Origin of the sequence: Streptomyces sp. NPDC013157, from assembly GCF_042899865.1 — a bacterium.
Classification (GTDB): domain Bacteria; phylum Actinomycetota; class Actinomycetes; order Streptomycetales; family Streptomycetaceae; genus Streptomyces.
In genome coordinates, this window is the sequence record NZ_JBIBAK010000015.1 from 194,081 (window position 1) to 220,392 (window position 26,312).

Genomic DNA, 26,312 nt, shown 5'->3' on the forward strand with positions numbered 1-26,312 from the left:
ACCCGCGAAGCGGCACCCGCGCAAGCGTCTCGGCTGCGGGCGGTCGTGCCGCTGGGGCGGCGCCCACCCGCGAAGCGGCACCCGCGCAAGCGTCTCAGCTGCGGGCAGTCGTGCCGCTGGGGCGGCACGGGTGGGCGCAGCGGCACCCGGCCAGCGCCGGTGAGCGCAACGCCGTCACCTCAGCCCTGAGCGCCCGTACCTCCTCCGTCAGCAGAGCGATCGCCTCCGTCTGCCGGCGCTCCTCCACGTCGTCCTTCTCGAAGCGCGCGATGAACCAGGTGGCGATGTTCGCCGTCACCACACCCAGCAGGGCGATCCCGGAGAGCATGAGGCCCACCGCGATCATCCGGCCCAGCCCCGTCGTCGGCGCGTGGTCCCCGTACCCCACCGTCGTCATCGTCGTGAACGACCACCACAGCGCGTCACCCAGCGTCCGGATGTTCCCGTTCGGCGAGTCGCGTTCCACCGACAGGACGGCCAGCGAGCCGAACATGAGCAGGCCGACGACCGCGCCGACGACATACGTCGTCAGCCGGATCTGCGAGGCCATCCGCGCCCGTCGCCCCACCAGCATCAGCGTCGCGACGAGCCGGAGCAGCCGCAGCGGCTGGAGCAACGGCAGCACCACCGCGCACAGGTCTATCCAGTGCGTCCGCACGAACTCCCGGCGCCGGGGCGCCAGGGCCAGCCGTACCAGGTAGTCCAGGGCGAAGGAGCCCCACACCACCCACTCCGCGACCGTGCACGCGGACGTCAGGACGTGCCCCGCGGAACTGTCCACGATCGGCAGCGCATAGGCGATGGCGAAGACCACCGCGAGTGCCAGCAACGGCCGTTGAGTGAGCTGCTCCCAACGAGCCTGCGCGGACTGTTCCTTCATGTGCGCATCGTAAGGAAAGCGCGAGGGCGGCGGAGACCACAGCTCCGCCGCCCTCGGCCCGTCCGCCCGTCGGCGGCTACGCGTCGCCGCCCGCCGCGCCCGGGTGCGCCGCCGTGACGTCCAGCAGCTGGTACCGGTCGATGGCCTGCTTGAGCACCGAACGGTCGAGCTTGCCCTCGCGGGCCAGCTCGGTCAGCACCGCGACCACGATCGACTGCGCGTCGATGTGGAAGAACCGGCGCGCCGCGCCCCGCGTGTCGGCGAAGCCGAAGCCGTCGGCGCCCAGCGACTGGTACGTGCCCGGCACCCAGCGCGCGATCTGGTCCGGAACCGACCGCATCCAGTCCGACACGGCCACGAACGGACCCTCGGCGCCGCTCAGCTTCTGCGTCACCCACGGCACCCGCTGCTCCTCCTCCGGGTGCAGCAGATTGTGCTCCTCGCAGGCCACGGCCTCGCGCCGCAGCTCGTTCCAGGAGGTGGCGGACCAGACGTCGGCCTTCACGTTCCAGTCCTCGGCGAGGATCTTCTGCGCCTCGACCGCCCACGGCACCGCCACGCCCGACGCCATGATCTGCGCCGCGACCGTGCCCGCCGTGCCCGCGCTGATCCGGTGCACGCCCTTGAGGATGCCCTCGACGTCCACGTCGGCCGGCTCGGCCGGGTGCTGGATCGGCTCGTTGTAGACGGTCAGGTAGTAGAAGACGTCCTCGCCGTGCGGGTGCTCCGCGTCGCCGCCGTACATGCGCCGCAGGCCGTCCTGGACGATGTGGGCGATCTCGTACGAGTACGCCGGGTCGTAGGCCACGCACCCCGGGTTCGTCGAGGCGAGCAGCTGGGAGTGGCCGTCGGCGTGCTGGAGGCCCTCACCGGTCAGGGTCGTACGGCCGGCGGTCGCGCCCAGGACGAAACCGCGCGCCAGCTGGTCGGCCATCTGCCAGAACTGGTCGCCGGTGCGCTGGAAACCGAACATCGAGTAGAAGACGTAGACCGGGATGAGCGGCTCGCCGTGTGTCGCGTACGCCGAACCCGCGGCGATGAGGGAGGCCGTGCAGCCGGCCTCCGAGATGCCGTCGTGCAGCATCTGTCCGGTCGGCGACTCCTTGTAGGCGAGCAGCAGGTCGCGGTCGACTGCCTCGTACTGCTGGCCGAGCGGGTTGTAGATCTTCGCGCTCGGGAAGAAGGAGTCCATGCCGAAGGTGCGGTACTCGTCCGGCGCGATCAGCACGAAGCGGCGGCCGAGCTCCTTGTCCCGCATGAGGTCCTTGAGGAGACGGACGAAGGCCATCGTGGTCGCGATCGACTGCTGGCCCGTGCCCTTCTTCACGGTCGCGTACGTCTTGTCGTCGGGCAGCGCGAGCGGCTTGGAGCGTACGACGCGGGTCGGGACGTAGCCGCCCAGGCCCTTGCGCCGATCGTGCATGTACTGGATCTCCTCCGAGTTCCGGCCCGGGTGGTAGTACGGCGGCAGGCCGGACTCCAGCTCCTTGTCGGAGATCGGCAGGTGCAGCCGGTCGCGGAAGCCCTTGAGGTCGGCGACCGTCAGCTTCTTCATCTGGTGCGTGGCGTTGCGGCCCTCGAAGTTCGGGCCCAGCGTCCAGCCCTTGATCGTCTTGGCCAGGATGACCGTCGGCTGGCCCCGGTGCTCGGTGGCCGCCTTGAAGGCCGCGTAGATCTTGCGGTGGTCGTGGCCGCCGCGGCCCAGGTGCAGGATCTGGTCGTCGGTCATGTGCTCGACCATCGCGCGCAGCCGCTGGTCGTCGCCGAAGAAGTGGTCGCGGATGTACGCGCCGGACTCGGTGGCGTAGGTCTGGAACTGACCGTCGGGGGTCGTGTTCATCTTGTTGACGAGCACGCCGTCGCGGTCCTGGGCGAGCAGCGGGTCCCAGGTGCGGTCCCAGACCAGCTTGATCACGTTCCAGCCGGCGCCCCGGAAGACCGACTCCAGCTCCTGGATGATCTTGCCGTTGCCGCGCACCGGGCCGTCGAGCCGCTGCAGGTTGCAGTTGACGACGAAGGTCAGGTTGTCGAGGCCCTCGCGAGCCGCGATGGACAGCTGGCCGAGCGACTCCGGCTCGTCCATCTCGCCGTCGCCGAGGAACGCCCACACGTGCGACTTCGAGGTGTCGGCGATCCCGCGCGCGTGCATGTAGCGGTTCATCCGCGCCTGGTAGATCGCGCCGATCGGGCCGAGACCCATCGACACCGTCGGGAACTCCCAGAAGTCCGGCATGGAGCGCGGGTGCGGGTAGCTGGAGAGGCCGTCCGGGTACTTCGACTTCTCCTGGCGGAAGCCGTCGAGCTGGGCCTCGCTGAGCCGGTCGAGCAGGAACGCGCGGGCGTAGATGCCGGGGGAGGCGTGCCCCTGGAAGAAGACCTGGTCGCCGCCGAGGCCGTCGTCCTTGCCGCGGAAGAAGTGGTTGAAGCCGACGTCGTAGAGGGACGCCGAGGACGCGAAGGTGGCGATGTGGCCGCCGACGCCGATGCCCGGGCGCTGGGCGCGGGAGACCATCACCGCGGCGTTCCAGCGGGTCGCGTTCAGGACCTTGCGCTCGATCTCCTCGTTGCCCGGGAAGAACGGCTCGGCCCGGGTCGGGATCGTGTTGACGTAGTCCGTGCTGCGCATCTCGGGCACCGCGACGCGCCGCTCGCGGGCGCGCTCGATCAGGCGGAGCATCAGATAACGGGCCCGCTCCCGGCCGCGCTCGTCCACGGCGGCGTCGAGCGAGTCGAGCCACTCCTGGGTTTCCTCGGGGTCGAAGTCAGGAACCTGACTCGGAAGGCCGCCAATGATGATCGGGTTGCGATCGGATCCGGAAGCCACGCTGTTCCTTACCTGTCAGAGGGGCACTGATTCCCTGGTTTTTTCTGTTTTCGCCGTTTTTCCCTGCGTTTTGCCTGCACCGCTGTCCATCGTCCACCCCGGGGCTGTGCACGTCATCTCTACCGCGGGGTAACTCGGGACCGGCCAAAACGCAACGATACGCCCGGGGTGTGACGCGCTCGGCAAACTCGTTCGACCGTCGTATGTGAGGATGATTCCGAAAGCGGCATAGCGGGCAAAAGGGAGTGGTGTGTGTCACGCCCGTCCGCGATACGGTGCCGGGAGTTGCGGCGACACGGCCGGGATCGTCACCGTTTCGGCGGTCCGAACGGCCGGGTACTTGCGCGATCCGTCCCGCCCGTGTGGACTACGGCCAATGCTTCGCGCACGCGCGTGGCTGAGTTCATCACCAAGACATGATCAGGAGGCAACCCGTGAGCGCGACCGCGGACCACGCGGAGGAGCGGACCACCCCTGCCGTCAGGCTGGGGTTCCAGCCAGACCAGGTGGTCCAGGAGATCGGCTACGACGACGACGTCGACCAGGAGCTCCGCGAGTCCATCGAAGAGACCATCGGCAACGAGCTGATGGACGAGGACTACGACGACGTGGCCGACGCCGTGGTGCTCTGGTTCCGTGAGGATGACGGCGACCTGACGGACGCGCTGGTCGATGCCCTCGGCTTCCTCGAAGAAGGTGGCTCGATCCTGCTGCTGACGCCGAAGACCGGCCGCGACGGCTACGTCGAGCCGAGCGACATCGGCGAGGCGGTCACGACCGCCGGCCTCTCGCAGACCAAGAGCGTCAGCGTGGGCAAGGACTGGAACGGCAGCCGGCTGAACACGCCGAAGGCCGCCGCCAAGAAGCGCTGAGCCCCGCCGGTGGACGGACCGGACGCCGGTCCGTCCACCGGCCTGCCGTGATCGCCGCGCAGGAGTCGCCGCATAGGGTGTCCTCACCCGAACAGCCCCTTACGAAGGGATGCAGCGATGGCGATCCAGATCGGCGACAAGGCGCCCGACTTCGAGCTCAAGGACAACCACGGCCGGGCCGTGAAGCTGTCCGACTTCCGCGGCGAGAAGAACGTGGTGCTCCTCTTCTACCCGTTCGCCTTCACGGGTGTGTGCACCGGTGAGCTGTGCGAGCTGCGCGACAACCTGCCGAGGTTCGAGGACCGCGACACCCAGCTGCTGGCGGTCTCCAACGACTCCATCCACACCCTGCGCGTCTTCGCCGAGCAGGAGGGCCTGGAGTACCCGCTGCTGAGCGACTTCTGGCCGCACGGCGAGACCTCCCGCGCCTACGGCGTCTTCGACGAGGCCAAGGGCTGCGCCGTGCGCGGCACCTTCGTCATCGACAAGGAGGGTGTCGTGCGCTGGACCGTGGTCAACGGCCTGCCGGACGCCCGCGACCTGAACGAGTACGTGACGGCGCTCGACGCGCTGTGACCCCCTAGGGGTCCGCATGGCCGACACCCCGTGATTCTTCGGGGTCCAGGGCCTGCGTGCGGCGGGAACCCGTCACTAGGATCGAGTCGTTGATCCGGTATCCGAAGCACGACGGGGCTCCCCGCCCCTGGACACACATGGGAGGACTCGTGGGAGTCAGCCTCAGCAAGGGCGGCAACGTATCGCTGACGAAGGAGGCCCCCGGCCTGACCGCGGTCCTCGTCGGTCTGGGCTGGGACGTCCGGACCACCACCGGCACCGACTTCGACCTGGACGCCAGCGCACTCCTGCTGAACTCGGCGGGCAAGGTCGCCAGCGACCAGAACTTCGTCTTCTTCAACAACCTCAAGAGCCCCGACGGCTCGGTCGAGCACACCGGTGACAACCTCACCGGTGAGGGCGAGGGCGACGACGAGGTGATCAAGGTCAACCTGGCCACGGTCCCCGCCGACGTCGACAAGATCGTCTTCCCGGTGTCGATCTACGACGCCGACAACCGCCAGCAGTCCTTCGGGCAGGTCCGCAACGCGTTCATCCGCGTGGTCAACCAGGCCGGCGGCGCCGAGATCGCCCGCTACGACCTGTCCGAGGACGCCTCGACCGAGACCGCGATGGTCTTCGGTGAGCTCTACCGCAACGGCGCCGAGTGGAAGTTCCGCGCCATCGGCCAGGGCTACGCCTCCGGCCTGCGCGGCATCGCCCAGGACTTCGGCGTCAACGTCTGAGCCAGTGAGCGCCCCCCGGGGCGTTCGAAAGTCCGCTCTGTCCGGCGCCGCACCGTTTACGGTCGGCGCCGGACGCGCAGGACAACCGGAGAAACACCGCTAGGGGAGGACCATCACCATGGGCGTCACGCTCGCCAAGGGGGGCAATGTCTCCCTCTCGAAGGCCGCACCGAACCTCACCAACGTCATGATCGGACTCGGCTGGGACGCCCGCTCCACCACCGGCGCCCCCTTCGACCTGGACGCCAGCGCGTTGCTGTGCCAGGGCGGGCGGGTCCTCGGCGACGAGTGGTTCGTCTTCTACAACCAGCTCAAGAGCCCGGAGGGCTCCGTGGAGCACACCGGCGACAACCTCACCGGTGAGGGCGAGGGCGACGACGAATCGATTCTGGTCGACCTGCCCAAGGTGCCGGCCACCTGCGACAAGATCGTGTTCCCGGTCTCGATCCACATGGCCGACGAGCGCGGCCAGACCTTCGGCCAGGTCTCCAACGCGTTCATCCGGGTCGTCAACCAGGCCGACGGCCAGGAGCTCGCCCGCTACGACCTGTCCGAGGACGCCTCCACCGAGACCGCCATGATCTTCGGCGAGCTCTACCGCTACCAGGGCGAATGGAAGTTCCGCGCCGTCGGCCAGGGCTACGCCTCCGGCCTGCGCGGCATCGCGCTCGACTTCGGTGTGAACGTCTCATAGCACCGCACAGTCCGGATGTAGGGCCCGACCCACCCGTAGGACACCGGCGCCCTCTACACTTCGTGGTCAACAGTAGGTAAAGCCGAGTACGGCGCGAGCGAGACCCGTACACACAAGATTGGGTAGCCAGTGCTTCTGAAAACCTTCGGCTGGTCGTTCGCGATCACCGCGCTCGGCCTGGTCGCCGCGGTCTTCTACGGGGGGTGGGAGGCCTTCGGCATCGTGGCGATCCTCGCCGTCCTGGAGATCTCCCTGTCGTTCGACAACGCGGTCGTCAACGCCGGGATCCTGAAGAAGATGAACGCCTTCTGGCAGAAGATCTTCCTCACGGTCGGCGTTCTCATCGCGGTCTTCGGCATGCGGCTGGTCTTCCCGGTCGTCATCGTCGCGATCACCGCCAAGATGGGCCCCATCGAGGCCGTCGACCTCGCGCTCAACAACAAGGACCGCTACCAGGAGCTGGTCACCGACGCCCACCCGGCGATCGCCGCGTTCGGTGGCATGTTCCTGCTGATGATCTTCCTGGACTTCATCTTCGAGGACCGGGACATCCAGTGGCTGCGCTGGATCGAGCGCCCGCTCGCCAAGCTCGGCAAGGTCGACATGCTGTCGGTCTGCATCGCCCTGATCGTCCTGCTGATCACCTCCTTCACCTTCGCCACCCACGCCCACCAGCACGGCGGCGGTCACGTCGACAAGGCGCAGACGGTCCTGATCGCCGGCATCGCCGGCCTGATCACCTACATGATCGTCGGCGGCCTCTCCGGCTTCTTCGAGGACCGCCTCGAGGCCGAGGAGGAGCGTGAGCACGAGGAGGAGGAAGAGGCCGAGCGCAGCGGCAAGAAGAAGTCGGCGGTCCTGCTGGCCGGCCAGGCAGCGTTCTTCATGTTCCTCTACCTGGAGGTCCTGGACGCGTCCTTCTCCTTCGACGGCGTGATCGGCGCGTTCGCCATCACCAACGACATCGTGCTCATGGCCCTCGGCCTCGGCATCGGCGCGATGTACGTCCGCTCGCTCACCGTCTACCTGGTCCGCCAGGGCACCCTGGACGACTACGTCTACCTGGAGCACGGCGCCCACTACGCGATCGGCGCGCTGGCCGTGATCCTGATGGTCACCATCCAGTACGAGATCAACGAGGTCATCACCGGTCTCGTCGGCGTCGTCCTGATCGGCTGGTCCTTCTGGTCCTCCGTACGGCGCAACCAGCGGCTCGCGGAGGCCGAGGGAAACGCCGGGTCGGACGACAAGGCTGAGGTCTCCTCCGGGGTCTGAACCGGCTCGCCGGGCCGAAAACGGAGGGTGTGACGCCCTCCTCGACGAGGAACGCTCTGATGGGGGCGGCCGACCGGTCGGCCGCCCCCAGGCGTTTTCAGGAGTTACTGGGGGCGGGAATGGGTTTCTTCGACGGGCTGCTGGGCGGGAAGGCGGCCGAGTTCGACTCGGGCAGCGCCGCGTCCAACTCCATCGAGCTCACCAGGCGGCACCAGCAGGTGTCCCTCACCAAGCAGGGCGCGGCCACCGGCAACCTGCGGATCAACCTGAGCTGGCGGATGCGGACGTCCGACTTCGACGGCGAACAGCGCACGAGTCTGCTGCGGCACCCCTTCAAGGCGCTCAGGCCGCCGGAGGTGATCGGGCACGGGCAGAGCATGGTCAACGTCGACCTGGACCTCGGGGCGCTGTACGAGCTGGCCGACGGGACGAAGGGGGTGGTCCAGCCGCTCGGCGGCCTGCTCGGGGACGTGAACGCACCGCCGTACGTCAAGCTCAGCGGCGACGACCGGTTCGGGTCGGCGTCCGGCGAGACGATGTACGTCAACCTCGACCACCGGGACGACATCAAGCGGCTGCTGGTGTTCGTCTACATCTACGACCAGACACCGGCGTTCGACCGCACCCACGCGATCGTCACGCTGTACCCGAGCAACGGGCCGCGGATCGAGATAGGCCTCGACGAACGGCATCCGCAGGCCCGGTCGTGTGCGGTGGTGATGATCGAGAACGTGAAGGGCGAGCTGGTCGTCCGGCGTGAGGTGAAGTTCGTGTACGGGTTCCAGGGGGAGCTGGACCGGTTGTACGGGTGGGGGTTGCAGTGGGGGCGGGGTTACAAGACGGCCGAGCGGTAGTTCGCCTGCCGGGGGCGTGGGCGCTGTGAGTGCGCGAGTGCGGGTGGTTCGTGGTTGCTCGCGCAGTTCCTCCCCCAGCCTTCGGCCGGGGGTACCCCCGGCGCCCCTGGGCAGGGGCAGTCACCGCCCGATGAACTGCGGGCCCTGGGGCGGCAGCCGGAAGTCCGCGTTCGGGACCGTTGCCACCGGGATCGGGGCCGGGGGCGGGTAGCCGTAGCCCGACTGGGGCTGCTGCTGGGTGTAGGCGGGCTGCGGGTAGCCGTAGGTGGCCGGCTGGGGGTAGCCGTACGCCGGCTGGGTGGGTACCGACGTCGGCTGCTCGGGCGGGAGCGGTAGGGACGTCAGGGGTTCCTCCATCGGTTCGGACTCGTCCACCGAGATGCCGAAGTCCGTGGCCAGGCCCTTCAGGCCGTTGCTGTAGCCCTCGCCGAGCGCACGGAACTTCCAGCCCTCGCCCCTGCGGTACAGCTCGCCGCAGATCAGGGCCGTCTCGGCGCCGGTCTCCGGCTTGATGTCGAAGTGGGCCAGCGGTTCGGCGTCGGGCGCCGAGGCGTCGTACAGCAGGATGCGCAGGGCGGGTACGTGTTCGAACGGGACGCCGTCCGCCGACGCGACCAGGAGGATTCGGCCGACATTGGGCTCGACACCGGGGAGATCTGTCTGGATCGTGTCGGTGAGGCCCTCGGCCACCCGCTTCTTGCCGAGCCGCCAGACCTTCCCGGAGGGGTGCCGGGGCTGGTTGTAGAAGACGAAGTCCTCGTCGGAGCGCACACGTCCGTCGGGGCCGAGGAGCAGCGCCGAGGCATCCACGTCCGGAACCCCCTGCCCGGGCGTCCAGCGCAGCACGGCCCGGACCGTGGTGGCTTCCACGGGGACGTTCGACCCCTTCAGCATCGCGTGCGTCATGCGGTCATCCTGCCCTCTCGGTCCTGGTCACGACAACGCGGGGGGCCTCGCGACCGACACAGGCGGGTTACCTGAAATTCATGCCCGGCGGGAACCCCGGACATGGCTTTGTACGTACTATTACCGGCCACCCTTTACCAATTTCACAGGCTCGGCCCATGCCACGGGGGAGTTCTATGCGTCATTTCGGGCACATCGCACCTGAGGTGCGGCAGCGCCTCTTCCACCAGGAGCCGTGCGAGTTCACCGCCGACTCCCCGGCCCGGCTGCTCTCCGCGGCCCTGGGCGCCACGCTGTACAGCCCGGCCACCCGGCCGCGGCTCGCCGACGACATCGTCAAGCAGGCGGCGCTCGGCGTGGTCTCGATGGTGCTGTGCCTGGAGGACTCGATCGGCGACGAGGACGTGCCGGCGGGTGAGGAGAACCTGGTCCGGCAGTTCGCCGACCTGGCCGGGCGCGAGCGCGCGGGCGTCGAGCTGCCCCTGCTCTTCATCCGGGTGCGCGAGCCCGAGCAGATCCCCGATCTGGTACGACGGCTCGGCGGCAGCGTGTCGCTGCTGTCCGGATTCGTGTTCCCGAAGTTCACCGAGGAGCGCGGCATCCCCTTCCTCCAGGCCCTGGACGGCGCCACGCTGCGCAGCGGCCGCCGCCTGTTCGGCATGCCGGTGCTCGAGACGCCCGAGCTGATGTACCGGGAGACGCGCGTGGACGCCCTGGAGGGCATCGCCCGCGCCGTCGACAAGTACCGCGACAAGGTGCTGGCGCTGCGCCTCGGGGTGACCGACTTCTGCTCGTCCTACGGGCTGCGCAGGGCCCCCGACATGACCGCCTACGACGTGCAGATCATCGCCTCCGTCATCGCCGACGTCGTCAACATGCTGGGCCGGGCCGACGGCACCGGGTTCACGGTGACCGGGCCGGTGTGGGAGTACTTCCGGGTCCCCGAGCGCATGTTCAAGCCGATGCTGCGGACCAGCCCCTTCCTGGCGGAGCAGGCCGTGGAACTGCGCGACCGGCTCATCGAGCACGCCATGGACGGCCTGCTGAGGGAGATCTCCCTCGACCAGGCCAACGGGCTGCTCGGCAAGACCTGCATCCATCCGTCCCACGTCATTCCCGTGCACGCGCTGTCCGTCGTCAGTCACGAGGAGTTCTCCGACGCCCAGGACATCCTGCGGCCGGAACGCGGCGGCGGGGGTGTACTTCGCTCGGCCTACACGAACAAGATGAACGAGGTGAAGCCGCACCGCGCCTGGGCCGAGCGGACCATGCTCCGCGCCGAGGTGTTCGGCGTGGCCAACGAGGACGTCGGCTTCGTGGAGCTGCTCGCCGCCGGGATACCGGCTTGACGGACGCTACGGGACGACACAGGGAACCCATGAACATCGCAGCGAACAACGGGGTCTGGTCCGGCAGCTGGGTCGCCGAGCGGCTCGGCGTCGAACTCGTGGGCGACGACGGCCTGACGGCCCTCCTCGGCCTGGCCCTGCGCCGCAACCCCAGACGCGCCCACCTCCTGGTCTCCAACGTGCTCGGCAAGCACGTACCGCAGTCGCCGTCCGTGGTGTACGGGCATGGGTTCAGTCTGGGCCGACGGGTGCGTGACCTGCTCGGAGAGTCGGAGGCCGGGCAGGCGGTCGTGCTGGGCTACGCCGAGACGGCCACGGGCCTCGGGCATTCGGTGGCCGACGGAATCGGCCTCGCCCCGTATCTCCACTCCACGCGCCGGCCGGTCGCCGGGGTCGCGCCCGCGGGCGGCTTCGAGGAGTCCCACTCGCACGCGACCTCGCACCTGCTGCTCCCCGAGGACCCCGCACTGCTCTCCGGCGACGGCCCCCTGGTCCTCGTCGACGACGAGTTCTCCACCGGCAACACGGTCCTGAACACGATCCGCGACCTGCACGCCCGTTATCCGCGGAAACGTTACGTCGTGGTGGCTCTGGTGGATATGCGGTCGGCGGCGGACGCGGGGCGACTGACCTCGTTCGCCGAGGAGATCGGCGCCGGGGTGGACCTGGTGGCGGCGGCATCGGGGACGGTGAAGCTGCCCGAGGGCGTGCTGGAAAAGGGGCAGGAACTGGTGGCGCGGTACGAAGAGAGTGCCGCGGCAGGCGATCAGCCGGCCGCGGCGCCGTCGGGGCTGGTCGCGCAGTTCCCCGCGCCCCTTGAGGGGGTTGCCCTGGACCCCCTGGGGGCGCGGGGAACTGCGCGAACGGCTCCCACCGGCCCGCAGACGACCGACAACCGCACCGCCCCTCACCTCACCCGCGTCGACCTGCACTGGCCGCACGGCCTCCCCGACGGCGGACGGCACGGGTTCACCCCGGCCCACCGCATACGCCTGGAGTCGGCCCTCCCCCTCATGGCCGCGAGGCTCGCCGAAGCCCTGCCCCCCGACGCCCGCCGCGTGCTCACGCTCGGCTTCGAGGAGCTGATGTACGCCCCCCTGAGGATCGCCCGCGAGCTGGAGGCCCTGGTCACCGCCGAGGTGCGGTACTCCACCACCACCCGCTCGCCCGTCCTGGCCGTCGACGACCCCGGCTACGCCATCCGCAGCCGCCTCGTCTTCCCGGCCCACGACAACCCGGCCGACGGCCCCGGCGAGCGCTACGCGTACAACGTCGCCGGCGCCGGCTTCGACGCCGTCGTCCTGTTCGTCGACTCGGCCGGTGACACCCCCGAACTGCACGCGCCCGGCGGCCTGCTGGACCGGCTCGGCGCGCATGCCCCGCACGTCCTGCTCGCGGTTGTACCGTCGTACGTCCCCGCGCTGACCGAAGAGAGCCCCGCCATGCTGCCCGAGCCCCTCCGCGGTCCCGCCTTCTCCTCGTACCCGGCGGAGGACGTCGGCTGGCTGCTCCAGGACCTCTCGGACGTCACGCTGGAGGCGCCGACCGAGGAGCGCGAGGAGGCGATCCAGAGCGGCGGCGCGCACTACGCCGAGTCGCTGCCGGTGGAGTACCAGCCGAGCGACCAGTACCAGGCGCTGTTCCACGCCGCCCTGGAGACCTCGGCGGCACGGATCGCGCAGGCGGTCGGGGTGGTCACCGAGACCGTGATGGCCGAACGGTCGCCGCGGCCGGTACTGGTGTCGCTGGCGCGGGCCGGCACCCCGGTGGGCGTGCTGATGCGCCGCTGGGCGCAGTTCCGGTACGGCCTCGACCTGCCGCACTACGCGGTGTCGATCGTGCGCGGTCGCGGCATCGACGCGAACGCGCTGCGCTGGCTGGCCGCCCACCACGACCCGCGGGACGTGGTGTTCGTGGACGGCTGGACGGGGAAGGGTGCGATCACCCGGGAACTGGCGGACGCGGTCGAGGAGTTCGAGGCGCGGGAGGGGGTCTCCGGGTTCGATCCGGAGATCGCGGTGCTCGCCGACCCCGGGTCGTGCGTGCGGACGTACGGCACCCGGGAGGACTTCCTGATCCCCTCCGCGTGCCTCAACTCGACCGTCTCCGGGCTGATCTCGCGGACCGTGCTGCGGGCCGACCTGGTGGGTCCCGGCGACTTCCACGGCGCGAAGTTCTACCGCGAACTGGCCGGCGCCGATGTCTCGGTGGCCTTCCTGGACGCCGTCGCGGCGCGGTTCGCCGAGGTGGCCGACGCCGTGGACGCATCCGTGAAGGAGCTGGCCGTCGCCGACCGCACGCCGACCTGGGAGGGCTGGGCGGCCGTCGAGCGGATCAGCGAGGAGTACGGCATCCACGACGTGAACCTGGTCAAGCCGGGTGTCGGCGAGACCACCCGGGTGCTGCTGCGCCGGGTGCCCTGGAAGATCCTGGCGCGGGCCGGGGCGGGGGCCGACCTGGACCATGTGCGGCTCCTTGCGGAGCAGAGAGGGGTGCCGGTGGAGGAGGTCGGCGAACTGCCGTACACCTGTGTCGGGCTGATCCATCCCAAGTACACGCGCGGGGCGACCGGCGCCGACGGCCGGGCGGTGAACGTCTGATGGCGGTGCTCGTCGCGAGCGACCTCGACCGTACGCTCATCTACTCGGCGGGTGCCCTGGCGCTGACCATGCCGGACGCGCGGGCGCCCCGCCTGCTCTGCGTCGAGGTGCACGAGAGCAGGCCGTTGTCGTACCTGACGGAGACGGCCGCGCGGTTGCTGACCGAGCTGGGGGACGCGGCCGTCTTCGTGCCGACCACCACCCGGACCCGTAAGCAGTACGAGCGGATCAACCTGCCGGGGCCCGCGCCGAGGTACGCCATCTGTGCCAACGGCGGGCACCTGCTGGTCGACGGGGTGTCCGACGGGGACTGGCACGGACGGGTGCTGGCGCGGCTGGCCGACGAGTGCGCGCCGCTGGACGAGGTGCGGGCGTATCTGACGGAGCACGCCGACCCGGTGTGGCTGCGCAAGCAGCGGGTCGCCGAGGACCTGTTCGCCTACCTGGTCGTGGAGCGCGAGCTGCTGCCCGAGGAGTGGGTGAAGAGCCTCGCGGTGTGGGCGGAGAACCGCGGCTGGACGGTGTCGTTGCAGGGACGGAAGATCTACGCCGTGCCGAAGCCGCTGACGAAGAGCGCGGCCATGCGGGAGGTCGCGCGCCGGACCGGGGCCGAGCTGACGCTGGCCGCCGGTGACTCCCTGCTCGATGCCGACCTGCTGCTGGCCGCGGACCGCGGCTGGCGGCCGGGGCACGGGGAGTTGGCCGACGCCGGGTGGGCCGGGCCGGCCATTGCCGCGCTGCCGGAGCGAGGGGTGCTTGCCGGTGAGCGAATCCTGCGGGAATTCCTGAAGGCGGTTCGTGCCGGGAGCTAGCCGCAGCAACCGCCGCCGCAACAGCCCCCACCGGAGCCGGCGGGGGCGCCGGAGCCGGCGGCGGACGCGGAGGCCGTACCCCCCACCGCCACCGTCGACAAGAGCTTTACCGTGTCTTGATGTCCCTCCGGGCATGCTGCCGGAGCCGATGACTCGGCCATGGGGCGGGACAGTTCGAAAGTGTCGCCGCAGGTGCGGCAGCGGTACTCGTAGCGGGGCATGGGGGACAGGCTAGCGGCAGCGATGCGGGAGTGACGGGCATCACTGCACCTCAGAATTTCATGAGTGTTCCTTTCTGTCCGATACTTGTGCGGAGATATTGAAAAGATCGCTGATAATTTGAGCTGGCCGCGAGGAGCCAAAAGACCGGGGGAAGAGGGGGGCTCGAAGCGCCGCGCCCGCCGCGGCCCTGCCACCCGTCGTGTCTACCTGCGCGCGCAAGACCGAGTGCGAGGGGAGACGCAGTCGTGACGGACGCAACGGAGCGGACGGGCGACCCGGAGGACGGCCGTGACCAGGCCAAATCCCGGGATCGAAAGCCGTTCGAGCCGGACGCGACGCTGCATCTGAAGGTCGACGGCCTGCGTGCGGAGCATGCTCTGTGGCAGAAGGGCGACGACGCTCAGCGTGCACAGGAGGCCGCACGGCAGAAGGCGGAGGCTCTGTGGAACGAGCTGCACGCGCTGCGGGCCTCGGATGCCGATGCCGCGAAGGCGGGCGAGAGCAAGGGAAGCATCCCCGCGCCTCGTGAGGGGGTCCGGCGGAACAAGCCGGATCTGCCGGTGCACGACGAGACCCTGCATCTGAAGGTGGACGCCCTGCGGGCGGACGTCACGATGCAGATCCGGGTGCCCGAACAGCGGCAGACGGAGCCGGAGCCGACGGCCTCCGGCGGCCGTGCGGAGCGGCGCCGCAGCGCCCGCCCGTCGCCGCGTGAGCGCGTGCTGGAGGCGGTGGCGGGGTTCCGGGCTCTCGTGGGGCCCCGGCTCGAGCCTCTGGCGCCGTACGCGCGGAAGCTGCGGCCGCTGTACCCGCGGCCCGGCCGGAGCGGCTGGCGGCGCTGGGTGCCGTCCTGGCGGCAGTGGCTGGGGGCCTGGCTGGGGGGTATCGGGCTGACCGGGCTGTTCCTCGTGGTCGCCTACGCCGCGACGGACATACCCTCCAACCTCAACACGTACGCCACCCAGCAGGACAACGTCTACTTCTGGTCCGACGGGACGCCGATGGCCCGGACCGGCTGGGTGCAGCGGCAGGACATGCCGCTCAAGGACATACCCGTGGACGTGCGCTGGGCGGTGCTCGCGGCGGAGAACGAGAGCTTCTACACCGACCCCGGCATCTCGGTCAAAGGCATCGCCCGGGCCCTGTACCGCACGGTCGGCGAGGGGGACACCGAGGGCGGATCCACCATCACCCAGCAGTACGTGAAGAACGTCTACCTGACGCAGAACCAGACCATCAGCCGCAAGTTCACCGAGGCGATGATCTCCCTCAAGCTCGACAACAAGATGAGCAAGGACCAGATCCTGGAGGGCTACCTCAACACCAGCTGGTTCGGCCGGGGCACGTACGGCATCCAGCGCGCCTCCCAGGCCTACTACGGCAAGGACGTCAGCCAGCTGAACGTCAGCCAGGCCGCCGTGCTCGCCTCGCTGCTCAAGGGCGCCGGCCTCTACGACCCGACGCTCGGCAAGGCCAACCACAAGCGGGCGGTGGAACGCTGGTCCTGGATCCTTGACCGGATGGTCAAGATCGGCAAGCTGTCGCCGGCCGAGCGCGCCAAGTACACGAAGTTCCCCGAGCCGATCGCGACCAACAAGGTGTACGACACCGGCAGCCAGAGCGACTACCTGGTGGAGCTCGCCCAGCAGTACGCCAAGAAGTCCGCCCACATCTCGGACAAACAGTTCGACCTGGGCGGATACCAGATCTACACCACCTTCGACCGGAAGAAGGAGAACGCCCTCACCAAGGCCGTCACCAAGGCCCGCAAGGACGCCAAGGCGAGCGACCCCAAGAACGCCGCGGCCGCCCACTACGGCGCCGCCTCGGTCGCGACCGACGGGCGGATCGTCGCCGTGTACGGCGGACCCGACCACCGGACCCAGGGCTACAACGAGTCCAACGCCACCACCGTCCCGGCCGGTACCGCCTTCCTGCCCTTCGTCTACGCGGCCGGGCTGCAGAACGGCGTCCACAAGGAACGCGGCGCTGCCGCCACCGACGTCCTGCCCGAGACGGTCTACGACGGCGACGACAAGGTCCCGGTCACGACACTCGACGGACCGTACTGGGACCGCAGCGGCAAGAAGGTCTACGCCAAGAACGACGACGACAAGTCCTACGGGCAGATCAGCCTCGCCAACGCCCTCGCCCAGTCGGTGAACACACCGTTCATGCAACTCGGCATGGACACCGGACTCGACAAGGTGCGCGCCACCGCGGTGGCCTCCGGGCTGCTCTCCGAGAGCATGGGACCCCAGGTGCCCGCGCTGTCCATCGGCAGCTCCACGCCCAGCGCGATCCGGATGGCGAGCGGATACGCCACCTTCGCGGCCGGCGGCGACCACACCGAGCCGTACTCGGTCTCCAAGATCACCCGCAACGGCCAGAGGATCCTCCTGGACACCCCCCGGCCGACCCGCGCGGTCCGTGACGACGTGGCCGAGGACGTCGAACAGGCACTCTCCGAGTCGTTCCGCCTGGCCCACCCGACCCCCGCCCTCACCAACGCGGCGGCCGGAAAGGCCGGCAGCACCTATGCCGGCGGCGAGGACACCGCCGCCTGGTACACCGGCACGCTCTCGAACGTGACGACGTCGGTCGTCGTATACCGCATCGACCTGAACAAGTCCCTGGAGCCGCTCCCGCTCAAGGGAATCGCCGGATCCGGCACCGACAACGTCCCGTACACGGTCTGGGCACAGGCCCTGGGCCTCGGCTGACCCCCGAGGCCACGAAGCTCCCCACGCCACCCACCCGCAGAATGAGCCGAGCATGAAGCCCCGCACGAAGCCGACAACCGGCGGCCACCGCCGCAAGGCGCCCGCCCGTGACCGCCGTCCAGCCCGCCCGGAGGTCATGACCCTGGCCGCCTTCCTGGTCGTGGCCTCCCTCGTCGCGGGCTACCTGGTGCTCACCAGACAGGACGACACCGCGCCCACCGCCGCCGGGACCACGAAGGCCTCCCCGTCGGCGTCGGCGTCGCCGAAGTGGGACGGCAAGACCCACGTCCTGGGCGACGGCTCGACGTCCTACACAGGGCCGCAGAAGGACCAGCTGAAGCCCGAGAAGCTCAAGCCGGGGGAGAAGCCGCCCCAGTTCGTCGTCTTCTCCTGGGACGGCGCCCTGGAGGGCTCCGACCATCTCTTCTCGCACTACCGGGAGATGGCCAAGGAGTACAACGCCCACATGACCTTCTTCCTCACCGGCATCTACCTGCTGCCCAAGAGCAAGAAGACCCTCTACACCGGGCCGATGCACAAGCCCGGCGACGCCGCCATCGACTACGCCACCGACGAACACATCCGCACCACCCTGGAACAGCTGCGCGAGGCCTACGACGACGGCAACGAGATAGGCACCCACTTCAACGGCCACTTCTGCGAGAAGAAGGGCGGCGGCGACTGGAGTGTCGAACAGTGGAAGAGCGAGATCGACCAGTTCTACAAGTTCGTCGAGAACTGGAAGACCAACACCGGCTTCAAGGACATCCCCGCCCTGCCCTTCGACTTCAAGCAGGAGGTCGTCGGCGGCCGCGCCCCCTGCCTGGAGGGCCAGTCGAACCTGCTGAAGGCCCTTCAGAAGTACGGCTACAACTGGAAGTACGACGCCAGCTCCTCCGGCGACTTCCAGATATGGCCCTCGAAGAAGGACGGCCTGTGGAACTTCCCGCTGGAGTTGATCCCCTACCCCGGCGGTGACTACCAGGGCCTGTCGATGGACTTCAACTTCCTCTACAACCAGTCCAACGGCGAGACCGACGGCGACCCCTCCAAGTACGCCCAATGGGAACAGCAGACCGTCGATTCCTACATGGACGGCTTCAACCGCGTCTACTACGGCAGCCGCGCCCCGCTCTTCATAGGCAATCACTTCGAGGACTGGAACGGCGGCATCTACATGAAGGCCATCGACCAGATCATCCCGAAGATATGCACCAAGAAGGGCGTCAAGTGCGTCTCCTTCAAGGAACTCGCCGACTGGATGGACGCCCAGGACCCGGCGACCCTCGCCCGGCTGCGCACCCTGGACCCCGCCCAGGCCCCGGCGGACTGGTCGAGCATCGTGAAGTGAGCCTTGTACCGACTTATGGCAGGCGGTTCAAGTCGGCGCGGCAGCAAGCGGATTCCAATCCTGCAACCCCCTTCACAGGAGTCACACACGCCGTGCGAAGATGCCGTCGCCCGGTAGGAGTACCGGCGTAGAGGGGAACATCATTGAAATCCAGAAAACTGAGCCGTAAGCGCAGCCGCGCGGCCATAGTCACGGCGACGGCTGCCTCGGTCGTCGCGGGCGTCGCCTTCGCGGCCAACTGGAGCGCGGGCGCGGCCGTCGTCGACGACCCGACCGTGAACGCCGCGACCAAGGCGACTTTCCAGAAGCTGGCCGACGCGGTCTTCACCGACCGCACCCAGGCCCTCGTGCAGGGTGCCTCGCAGAAGAAGCAGACGTCCCGCTTCTCCGGTGACGTCCGGCTCTCCGGCACCCAGTCGCGCGACGAGAACGCGGCGCTGACCCAGCTGCGCGGCCGCCAGAGCAGCATCGCCAAGGCCGGCGAGACGTACAGCGCCGGCAGCACCCAGGTCACGCTCGACGCGACCCGCGTGACCGGCCGCACCGCCAAGGCCGACGTCACCGAGACGACGACGCTGACCTACGCGAAGGCCGCCTCCGGCACGCCGAAGACCACCGGCTTCCAGGCCCACCACGAGCTGACCTTCAAGGCCGACCGGCAGGGCACCTGGCAGCTGACGAACATCCAGGACACCGACGACGGCGGCCTCGCCGTCAACACGCTGTCCAAGCCCTCGGTCAAGGCGCCCGCCACCGGCGACGACGGCAACACCACGCCGGACGCCCCGCGCGCGGCCATCACGCGCAACCCGACGCCCGTGCCGAAGACCCTCACCGGCGGCACGTACGACTACAAGGCGATGGCCGCCTACGCCGAGAAGTACGTCTACAACTACAACCCGGCCTACCCGGACTACAACAACGAGACGGCCGGCGGCGACTGCACCAACTTCGTCAGCCAGTCGCTCAAGGCCGGCGGCTGGAAGCACGTCCCGGGCTACGTGTACGACTACACGAAGTGGTTCGGCACCGCCGACATCCAGTCGGACTCGTTCGTCGGCGTCAACGAGTGGTCCTGGTTCGCCCAGAACTCCAAGCGGACCACCCCGCTCGCCAACGTCTTCCAGGCGCAGGTCGGCGACGTCATCCAGATGGACTTCGACCGGGACGGCTCGAAGGACCACACGATGATCGTCACGTACGTGGCCAACGGCATCCCGTACGTGACCTACCACTCCAACAACACCTACCGCAGGTCGCTGGCGAGCCTCGTCGCGTCGTACCCGAACGCGTACTACTACGCCTACCGCACCTGATCATCGGCAGCCGTCACGGCCCGCTGCTCCGCCTCGGGGTGGCGGGCCCGCCAGTACGGGTTGTCGTGCGGCAGGTTCGTACTGACCCTGCCGTACATCCCGAACACCATCAGCACGAGACCCACCACGAAACTGAACAGCACGTTCTGGATCTTGAAGGCCAGGAAGTCCGAAGCCGTGTCCAGCAGGCCCAGGAACAGGAAGCCGTTCAGGATGAACAGCACCCCGAGGACCATGTTCAGCGTGGACGCGAAGTTGCCGCCGATCACCATCCCCACGAACAGCAACAGCCCGACACAGATCGACAGCACACTCAGCGCGCCGTTGGTGTTCAGGCCGATCGCGGAGTTCCCGCCCGTGTCGAAGAAGCCGATGTTGTCGGTCAGCCCGAGGATCCCGAAGGCCAGCAGGAACAGGCCCATCAGCCCCGCCCCGATCCGGTAGACCCGGTTCAGCCGGTGATCGACGGGCAGCGCCTCGTCGAAAACGATCCGCGGCCGCGACATCCCCGAATGTGCTGAGTGTCCCGAATGAGCCGTGTGTGAGGCCATCTCCGCCTCCCCATCTGGATTGCGGGTCGCCTCCCAATATCCGCCTGCGCCGACCGGACGGCAAACGGCTCACGGGTGACCGGTGCCCCGGTCCTCCCGCATCTGCGCCACCGTCCGTGCCACCGACTGCCGCACCGCCTCCGTCTCCGTCAGGAAGTGCCAGTAGTCGGGATGCCGCCCCTCCAGCGTCCCCACCGCCCGGTCCAGCCGCGCCACCGCGTCGTCCAGCGGCCGCGCGTGCCGCGGATCCGGGCTGGACCGCCCGGCCATCGCCAGCCGCTGAGCGTCCCGGATCGCGAACCGCGTCCGCTCGATCTCCGCCTGCGGATCCTTCTGCACGGCGTTCAGCCGGCCCAACCGGTCACCGGCCGCGGAAACCGCCTCGTCCGTACTGTTCAGCAGCGCCCGCACGGTCGACAGCAGCGACGTGGCGTCCGCCCACCTCTGCGCGTCCCGCGCGGCCTGCGCCTCCCGCAGCTTCACCTCGGCCTGCCGCACGTTCTCCGCCGCCTGCTGCGGCACCTGCTGCAGGTCCTGCCAGCAGGCCGCCGAGAACCGCCGCCGCAGCTCGCTGAGGACCGGGTCCACCTGCCCGGCCCGCGTGGTCAGCGCCTGCGCACGCGTCCGCAGGCTCACCAGCCGGTGATCGATCTCCGCGGCCTGCTCCGGCAGCCGCTCGGCCTCGACCCGGATCGCCTCGGCCTCCCGCTGCACCCGCCCGGCCCGCTCCAGCGTCGCCTGCACGCCATGCTGCCCCGCGCCCTGGTTGAGCCTGGTCAGCTCGGGCGACAGCGCGGCCAGCCGGGCCGCCAGCTCATCGGCCCTGAGCGGGGTCTTCCGCACCGCATCCAGCGCATTACTGGCCGCCAGCAGCGCCTGCCGGGCCCGCTCCACGGCGGGCGCCAGCCGCGCCAGCTGCGTCTCGGCCTTGCCGAGCAACGGCCCGAGCGACTCCCCGAACCGGTCCAGCTCCCCCCGGACCCGCACCAGCTCGTCCTTGGCCCCGGAGATCTCCCCCCGCGCCCGCGCCGCCGTGGCGGCCTCCAGGTCGTCCCGGTCCAGGTCATAGGCGTCGATGGCCTGGATGTACCGGTTGCTCACCTCGTCGATCCGCCGGCCCAGCGCCTCGAAGTCGGAGACGGCACGACGGGCCGCCGGCGAGTCGTCGACGGCGGAGATGGTCTCTATCGAGATCCGCAGGTCCCGCTGGGCGGTGTCCAGCTCGTAGAACGCGGCGGCCGCGGCGTCCTTGGCCGCCTGCGCCTCCGCCCGCTGACTCTCCGCGCGCCCCCCGAACCACCGCCGGGTCCCGCCACCGGCGAACGCCCCCGGCACCACCAGCACCGCCAGCAACGGCAGGCTCACCAGCCCGAGAACATCCCGGAGCGGCGTGCGCCGGGCCCGTACGGGAGGCGGGTACGACTGCTCGGATACCGCCGAAGTCGCCGATGTCCCCGTCACTTCTCCCTCTCCCGTACCACGCTGCGCCCTCTGTCCTGGCGGTCGCTGCAATTCTCCCACTCGTGAAAGACGAACACACGGGCCTGTCAGTTCGCGGTCGGGGCGATCGGTCGGGGACGGTTCGGGGTGCGGCCGGTGGCGGCGCGGGCGGTCGGCCGGCACTGGTACGCGTGATCACTTCGCCGAGCGGGCGGCAATCGTCCGCCTGTCGAACGCGTGACCTTTCGAGGTGAGGGTCGTCGGGTGAGACGAAAGGATCTCCGGTCCTGACGGTCGCGACTGGGGGGTGGGAGCGGTGCGTGAACTCCGGGCGCCTTTCGTCGCGCCCGCTCCCACCGGTGTGACGACGCGGACGCGACTGCGGGTGTCCGAGGCGGACGCCGCGGTACCGACCGAGGCGGGCGTGTTGCTCGGTTCGCCGGCCGCTCGGGATCTCGCGACACGGTCCCGGCAGGGGACAGCCGCCGACACCGCCGCCTGGGCGGATCGGAAGCGTGCGCTGACCCTTTCGTCGTCGGCGCGATGGGCGGGCAGCATCACCAGGGCCACGCATGACCAGCGCGCCGGCCCGGCGAGCGCAGGCGGCTGAGATGGCCTGGCTCCGCGGCGAGACCGCACGCATCGCGGCCCGGTTGGCCAGACCGCTGGGCGTGAAAGCCGACAAACGGGCGGGGCTGGCGCGCGGCTGTGCCGGTCGAACGGAATGGCATGCCAAGTCCCGTCGCCTCCAAGCCCTCCGCACCCGCCTCGTGTCGCCCGGGCGCGGAGCGAACGTGGGGGACCAGCGTGCCCAAGACCACTCGGGGCACGCGGCTGAGCACGCGGCCGGGCATCAGGCCGTGACGCCGCTCAGTCCGTAGGAACCGCTGCGCCTGGCCGATCCGGGAAACGGAATTGCGGGCCGGAGCCCTGGACGATGTAGGCTGTCGACTCGTCTCGGGTGCGTAGCTCAGTGGTAGAGCGCCTGCCTTACAAGCAGGATGTCGGCGGTTCGAAACCGTCCGCGCCCACGTGAACAGAGGACCCCGGCCGATTCGGCCGGGGTCCTCCGGTGCTCTCAGCCCTTCTCGTGCGCGTGCTTGAGCCGGCTCCGGGCGTCCATGCGGTCCGGGGCCGTGACCTCCGCCCAGAAGCGGTGGCCGCTGACGAACACCGCGAGTTCGTGCTCGCGGCGGCGCAGCTTCTCCACCTCGGCCTGTTCGTCCTCGGTCCAGCCCGGGGAGGCGGGGCGCTCCACCTTGCGCCAGCCGCCCTCGTCGCTGAATCCGTCCAGCGGCTCGACCGACCAGGGGAGCCGCTTCAGCAGGGCCGACAGCTCGGCCCGGACCTGATGCAGCTCCTCCTGACCGGCGAGGAGGTCACTCGGAAAGTCATAGGTCGCAGCCACGCGGCAATGGTACGCCTGTTCGATTTTAGGTGGCGAGTTTGTTCGTGGGGTTCATGTGTTCGATGCGCGGTGCCGTCGGTCCACGTCGTCACGCGCCGCCCCAGAGGTCGATCACCGCCACCAGGCAACCCCCGGTGACCAGTCCCTGGACCACCGCCATGACCCACATCCGTACGCTCCACGCTGCCGCCGCGATCATCCCCGCACCCAGGGCGAGACCTCCCAGGCACGCCGGCGGGACCCACGCCGCCGCGAACGTGTAGAGCGTCAAAATGGCGAGGACTCCGAACAGCGCGACGGCCTCGACCACCACCATGGCCACCGCCGCGAACGCGTCCCCGGCCCACTTCGCGTACCGTCTGATTCCGCCGTCCACCGCGCCAGCGTCTCCCGGAGCCGCGGACTCCGTCGGCCCCGCCCTCATACCGATACCGGACCGGGACCCCACCGGTGGGTGGAGGCCCTCTCCATCGACCCGTGGGTGGTGGTGATCGGCTAGGTGCCGGAGGAGCCTTGAGGCATGGGATCACTGCACTCGGCACTCGTCGCTCTCACCGGTGTCTGCGTCCTGGTCTTCGTCGTGGCCTGGATCGCGGGTGCCGTCTACTTCGGCCTGAAGAGCCGGGCCGGTGCGCGCGGTTGGGTGCGCGGGCTGCGCCGTACGCTGCCCCGCCGGGTCCTGCTGGCCGCCGGTGCCGGGCTGTTCTCCTGGCTGGTCGGGCACACCGGCGGGTTCTGGCACCGGCTGCAGTACTGGCAGCCTGAACTCGCGCTCCTGGGCGCCCTGCTGGCCATCGCCGCCACCGCGCTGCTGCTGTGGGCCCGCTGGGTCCTGGGCACGATGTGGGCCAGCGTCCCGACGGTCCAGGAACACCACGAACTGCGTACCGACGGGCCCTACCGGCTGGTTCGCCATCCCATATACACCGGCTTGCTCGGACTGGTCGCGGGCGCCATGCTGGCCTGCGGCTTCGGCGTCTGGACAGCCGTCCTGGCGGTCGCCGTCCCGTGGCTGCTGAGCCGGGTGCGGACCGAGGACGCGCTCATGGCCGGCCGGTTCGGGGCCGCCTATGACGCCTACCGCGCCCGCGTCCCGGCACTCATACCGTGGACCCGGCCGACACGCGTCCACCCGCGCCACGGTGACGCGAGCGGGAGCCCGGGGTGGTAGCGGTGGGTGCGGAGGGTGTGCGGGCGGCCTCGGGCGGCGGCGAACCGGGGCAGCCGGACGGCGGGCTCGGCCGCGGGGGCCTCCAGGGCACGGTGCTCCTGACGCCGGTCCTCGCTCGTGTCCGTCATGCCGGTGATCCTGGCAGCCGCCACTGACAACGGCCCTGCCCGCGGGCTGAGAGGCTGGGGGGGGGGCAGGATGGTGTTCCCGCGGGGCGGGAGAACGGAGCAGGGACAGGATGAGCGGGCAGCGGCAGCCGGCGTTCGTGAAGGTGTGCGGGCTCACCCGGGAGGAGCAGATCGACTGGGCCGTCGAGCTGGGGTACGACGCGGTCGGGATCGTCGTGACGCCGAAGAGCAAGCGGTACTGCCCGCCCGAACGGGCCGTGGCGCTGGCCGGATACGCCCGGGGACGGATCCCCGTCTTCGCGGTGGCCCTGACGCACGCAGAGACGGCCGCCGTCGCCGACCACGTCGACGTCGTCCAGATCTACGAGCCGGCCGACATCCCGAACCTCGCGCTCGCCTCCGGCACCCCGCCCGAGAAGCCGGAGGCGCTCCGGTACTTCTTCTACGACGCCAGCGCGGGCAGCGGCGTGTTCGCGGACATCCCCGACTGGGTCGGCGAGGTGCCGGGGAGGGTGGTGATCGCCGGCGGCCTCGACGAGCACAACGTCGCCGGTGTCATCGAGGAGTTCGGGCCCTACGGCGTGGACGTCTCCAGCAGCGTGGAGACCGCGCCGGGGGTCAAGAGCCGCGAGAAGATGGCCGCCTTCCTCGCCGCCGCCCGCACCCCGGGCGGAACAGCCGCTAGCGTCCGGCCTCGCGCAACTCCCTGACGATGCGGGCCGTCACCGGCACGGGTACGCCGTGCCGGTCCGCCGCGCGCAGCAACGCGCCGCCGATCGCGTCGAGTTCGAGCGGGCGTCCGGCCTCCGCGTCGCGTTGCATCGAGGACTTGGCGGCGGGCGGGAAGGCGTCGTACCGGGCCAGGGCCTGGGCCGGGTCGACGGGCGCGCCGCAGGCACGGCTGACGGCTGCGGTCTCCGCCACGAGGGAGGCCAGTTCCTCGCGGTGCCGGGTGCGGGCCTCGCCGAGGGGGAGGGCGTAGCGGGTGGTGAGGAGGGCGAACGGGGCGAGGAAGGACATCTTCGCCCAGAGGGCGGTGGTTTCGTCGTCCAGGACGCGGGTGGCCGGGCCGGCGGCGGTGAGTGCTTCGGCCAGGGACTCCAGGCGGGGGACCTTGTCGCCGGTCAGGTCGATCTCCGCGAAGGGGCTGGTGTGTTCGATCAGGCCGGGGGCGGTGCGGGTCGACTCGACGCGGATCACGGAGGGGGCCACGCGATCGGGGGCGTACCGGGCGCGCAGGAGCGCGGGGTGTTCCACGCCGTTCAGGAACGGGACGAGGAGGGCGTCGCCGAGGGCCTCGGGCGGGATCCGGGTGAGGGCCGCGTCCAGGGCGGTGGCCTTGACGGTGATCAGGCAGGCGTCGACGGGTTCGCGGAGGGCGGTGTCGGCGTCGACGGAGGCCGTGAAGTCGCCGAACCGGGCGCTGCGGACCTGGATTCCGGTGGTACGGAGGGTGCCTGCCGTCTCCTCGCCCGCGAGGCAGAGGACGCGGTGGCCGGAGCGGGAGAGCAGGGCGGCGAGCAGGCCGCCGACGCCGCCGGGGCCGAGGACGGCGACGGTGAGGCGGGGGACGGGGGTGTTCGGGGTGTTCGGCATGAGTTGTCCTCTCGTCGGTCGGCCCCGGGAGCGGTGGCC

23 protein-coding genes and 1 tRNA gene are annotated in these 26,312 nt (G+C 69.9%); 15 read left to right on the forward strand and 9 right to left on the reverse strand.

Annotated features, from left to right (window positions below):
• Window positions 1–94 precede the first annotated feature (94 nt).
• A complete protein-coding gene (locus ACFY6U_RS36650; protein WP_390045287.1) occupies window positions 95–880 on the reverse strand; it encodes a potassium channel family protein in 786 nt (261 codons plus the stop codon).
• Between the two features lie 76 nt (window positions 881–956).
• Window positions 957–3,704: a pyruvate dehydrogenase (acetyl-transferring), homodimeric type gene (aceE, locus tag ACFY6U_RS36655; protein ID WP_390045288.1), complete on the reverse strand. Its 2,748-nt coding sequence runs from the start codon at window positions 3,702–3,704 to the stop codon at window positions 957–959.
• Window positions 3,705–4,138: 434 nt separating this feature from the next.
• Here aceE and ACFY6U_RS36660 point away from each other — a divergent pair, with 434 nt between their 5' ends.
• The 6 genes from ACFY6U_RS36660 (at window position 4,139) to ACFY6U_RS36685 (ending at window position 8,700) form a co-directional block, all read left to right on the forward strand.
• On the forward strand, window positions 4,139–4,576 hold the full coding sequence (locus ACFY6U_RS36660; RefSeq protein WP_207921612.1) for a DUF3052 domain-containing protein: 438 nt from the start codon (window positions 4,139–4,141) through the stop codon (window positions 4,574–4,576).
• 117 nt (window positions 4,577–4,693) lie between these two features.
• A complete protein-coding gene (locus ACFY6U_RS36665) occupies window positions 4,694–5,152 on the forward strand; it encodes a peroxiredoxin (RefSeq protein WP_293998302.1) in 459 nt (152 codons plus the stop codon).
• A gap of 149 nt (window positions 5,153–5,301) precedes the next feature.
• Window positions 5,302–5,877 (forward strand): TerD family protein, encoded by a 576-nt coding sequence (locus tag ACFY6U_RS36670; RefSeq protein WP_093503512.1) that lies wholly within the window; start codon window positions 5,302–5,304, stop codon window positions 5,875–5,877.
• 118 nt (window positions 5,878–5,995) lie between these two features.
• Window positions 5,996–6,571 (forward strand): TerD family protein, encoded by a 576-nt coding sequence (locus ACFY6U_RS36675; RefSeq protein WP_093503514.1) that lies wholly within the window; start codon window positions 5,996–5,998, stop codon window positions 6,569–6,571.
• 129 nt (window positions 6,572–6,700) lie between these two features.
• Entirely contained in the window at window positions 6,701–7,846 is a 1,146-nt protein-coding gene (locus ACFY6U_RS36680) for a DUF475 domain-containing protein (RefSeq protein ID WP_351500114.1), read from the forward strand.
• Window positions 7,847–7,965: 119 nt separating this feature from the next.
• Window positions 7,966–8,700, forward strand: coding sequence for a Tellurium resistance (locus ACFY6U_RS36685; protein ID WP_390045292.1), 735 nt, complete (start codon window positions 7,966–7,968; stop codon window positions 8,698–8,700).
• A 120-nt stretch (window positions 8,701–8,820) separates the two neighbouring features.
• On the opposite strand, the gene ACFY6U_RS36690 is transcribed toward ACFY6U_RS36685, so the two are convergent.
• Window positions 8,821–9,606, reverse strand: coding sequence for a TerD family protein (locus ACFY6U_RS36690; protein ID WP_390045294.1), 786 nt, complete (start codon window positions 9,604–9,606; stop codon window positions 8,821–8,823).
• A gap of 176 nt (window positions 9,607–9,782) precedes the next feature.
• On the opposite strand from ACFY6U_RS36690, the gene ACFY6U_RS36695 reads away from it, so the two are divergent.
• The 3 genes from ACFY6U_RS36695 to ACFY6U_RS36705 are packed head-to-tail and all read left to right on the forward strand — an operon-like array spanning window position 9,783 to window position 14,367.
• The gene (locus tag ACFY6U_RS36695) at window positions 9,783–10,955 is read left to right on the forward strand and encodes an HpcH/HpaI aldolase/citrate lyase family protein (RefSeq protein ID WP_390045296.1); all 1,173 of its coding nucleotides are present in this window, start codon (window positions 9,783–9,785) and stop codon (window positions 10,953–10,955) included.
• Window positions 10,956–10,984: 29 nt separating this feature from the next.
• Window positions 10,985–13,555: a phosphoribosyltransferase gene (locus ACFY6U_RS36700; RefSeq protein ID WP_390045298.1), complete on the forward strand. Its 2,571-nt coding sequence runs from the start codon at window positions 10,985–10,987 to the stop codon at window positions 13,553–13,555.
• The gene (locus ACFY6U_RS36705; RefSeq protein ID WP_390045300.1) at window positions 13,555–14,367 is read left to right on the forward strand and encodes an HAD family hydrolase; all 813 of its coding nucleotides are present in this window, start codon (window positions 13,555–13,557) and stop codon (window positions 14,365–14,367) included. Before ACFY6U_RS36700 ends, ACFY6U_RS36705 begins: the two co-directional genes overlap by 1 nt.
• On the opposite strand, the gene ACFY6U_RS36710 is transcribed toward ACFY6U_RS36705, so the two are convergent.
• Window positions 14,364–14,588, reverse strand: coding sequence for a zinc ribbon domain-containing protein (locus tag ACFY6U_RS36710; protein WP_293997744.1), 225 nt, complete (start codon window positions 14,586–14,588; stop codon window positions 14,364–14,366). The two genes, ACFY6U_RS36705 and ACFY6U_RS36710, sit on opposite strands and share 4 nt — an antisense overlap.
• Window positions 14,589–15,203: 615 nt before the next feature.
• Between ACFY6U_RS36710 and ACFY6U_RS36715 the strand changes: the two genes are divergently transcribed.
• The 3 genes from ACFY6U_RS36715 to ACFY6U_RS36725 all read left to right on the forward strand — a co-directional run bounded on the left by ACFY6U_RS36715 (window position 15,204) and on the right by ACFY6U_RS36725 (window position 19,979).
• Window positions 15,204–17,312: a transglycosylase domain-containing protein gene (locus ACFY6U_RS36715; RefSeq protein ID WP_390045487.1), complete on the forward strand. Its 2,109-nt coding sequence runs from the start codon at window positions 15,204–15,206 to the stop codon at window positions 17,310–17,312.
• Window positions 17,313–17,364: 52 nt separating this feature from the next.
• A complete protein-coding gene (locus tag ACFY6U_RS36720) occupies window positions 17,365–18,663 on the forward strand; it encodes a hypothetical protein (protein WP_390045302.1) in 1,299 nt (432 codons plus the stop codon).
• Window positions 18,664–18,806: 143 nt separating this feature from the next.
• The gene (locus ACFY6U_RS36725; protein ID WP_390045304.1) at window positions 18,807–19,979 is read left to right on the forward strand and encodes an amidase domain-containing protein; all 1,173 of its coding nucleotides are present in this window, start codon (window positions 18,807–18,809) and stop codon (window positions 19,977–19,979) included.
• Here the strand turns inward: ACFY6U_RS36725 and ACFY6U_RS36730 are convergent.
• Together ACFY6U_RS36730 and ACFY6U_RS36735 are read right to left on the reverse strand one after the other, a co-directional pair.
• Window positions 19,967–20,530, reverse strand: coding sequence for a DUF4383 domain-containing protein (locus ACFY6U_RS36730; RefSeq protein WP_390045306.1), 564 nt, complete (start codon window positions 20,528–20,530; stop codon window positions 19,967–19,969). The two genes, ACFY6U_RS36725 and ACFY6U_RS36730, sit on opposite strands and share 13 nt — an antisense overlap.
• A gap of 69 nt (window positions 20,531–20,599) precedes the next feature.
• Complete coding sequence (locus tag ACFY6U_RS36735) at window positions 20,600–21,991, reverse strand: hypothetical protein (RefSeq protein ID WP_390045308.1); 1,392 nt, start codon at window positions 21,989–21,991, stop codon at window positions 20,600–20,602.
• A 938-nt stretch (window positions 21,992–22,929) separates the two neighbouring features.
• On the opposite strand from ACFY6U_RS36735, the gene ACFY6U_RS36740 reads away from it, so the two are divergent.
• Window positions 22,930–23,001 (forward strand) — tRNA-Val (locus ACFY6U_RS36740).
• A 47-nt stretch (window positions 23,002–23,048) separates the two neighbouring features.
• On the opposite strand, the gene ACFY6U_RS36745 is transcribed toward ACFY6U_RS36740, so the two are convergent.
• Together ACFY6U_RS36745 and ACFY6U_RS36750 are read right to left on the reverse strand one after the other, a co-directional pair.
• Entirely contained in the window at window positions 23,049–23,378 is a 330-nt protein-coding gene (locus ACFY6U_RS36745; protein WP_390045310.1) for a hypothetical protein, read from the reverse strand.
• Between the two features lie 88 nt (window positions 23,379–23,466).
• Window positions 23,467–23,754, reverse strand: coding sequence for a hypothetical protein (locus tag ACFY6U_RS36750; protein ID WP_390045312.1), 288 nt, complete (start codon window positions 23,752–23,754; stop codon window positions 23,467–23,469).
• A 144-nt stretch (window positions 23,755–23,898) separates the two neighbouring features.
• Here ACFY6U_RS36750 and ACFY6U_RS36755 point away from each other — a divergent pair, with 144 nt between their 5' ends.
• Window positions 23,899–24,549 (forward strand): methyltransferase family protein, encoded by a 651-nt coding sequence (locus ACFY6U_RS36755; protein WP_390045314.1) that lies wholly within the window; start codon window positions 23,899–23,901, stop codon window positions 24,547–24,549.
• A 238-nt stretch (window positions 24,550–24,787) separates the two neighbouring features.
• Window positions 24,788–25,387 (forward strand): hypothetical protein, encoded by a 600-nt coding sequence (locus ACFY6U_RS36760; RefSeq protein WP_390045316.1) that lies wholly within the window; start codon window positions 24,788–24,790, stop codon window positions 25,385–25,387.
• On the opposite strand, the gene ACFY6U_RS36765 is transcribed toward ACFY6U_RS36760, so the two are convergent.
• On the reverse strand, window positions 25,359–26,273 hold the full coding sequence (locus ACFY6U_RS36765) for a ketopantoate reductase family protein (protein ID WP_390045318.1): 915 nt from the start codon (window positions 26,271–26,273) through the stop codon (window positions 25,359–25,361). The genes ACFY6U_RS36760 and ACFY6U_RS36765 overlap by 29 nt on opposite strands.
• Window positions 26,274–26,312 lie beyond the last annotated feature (39 nt).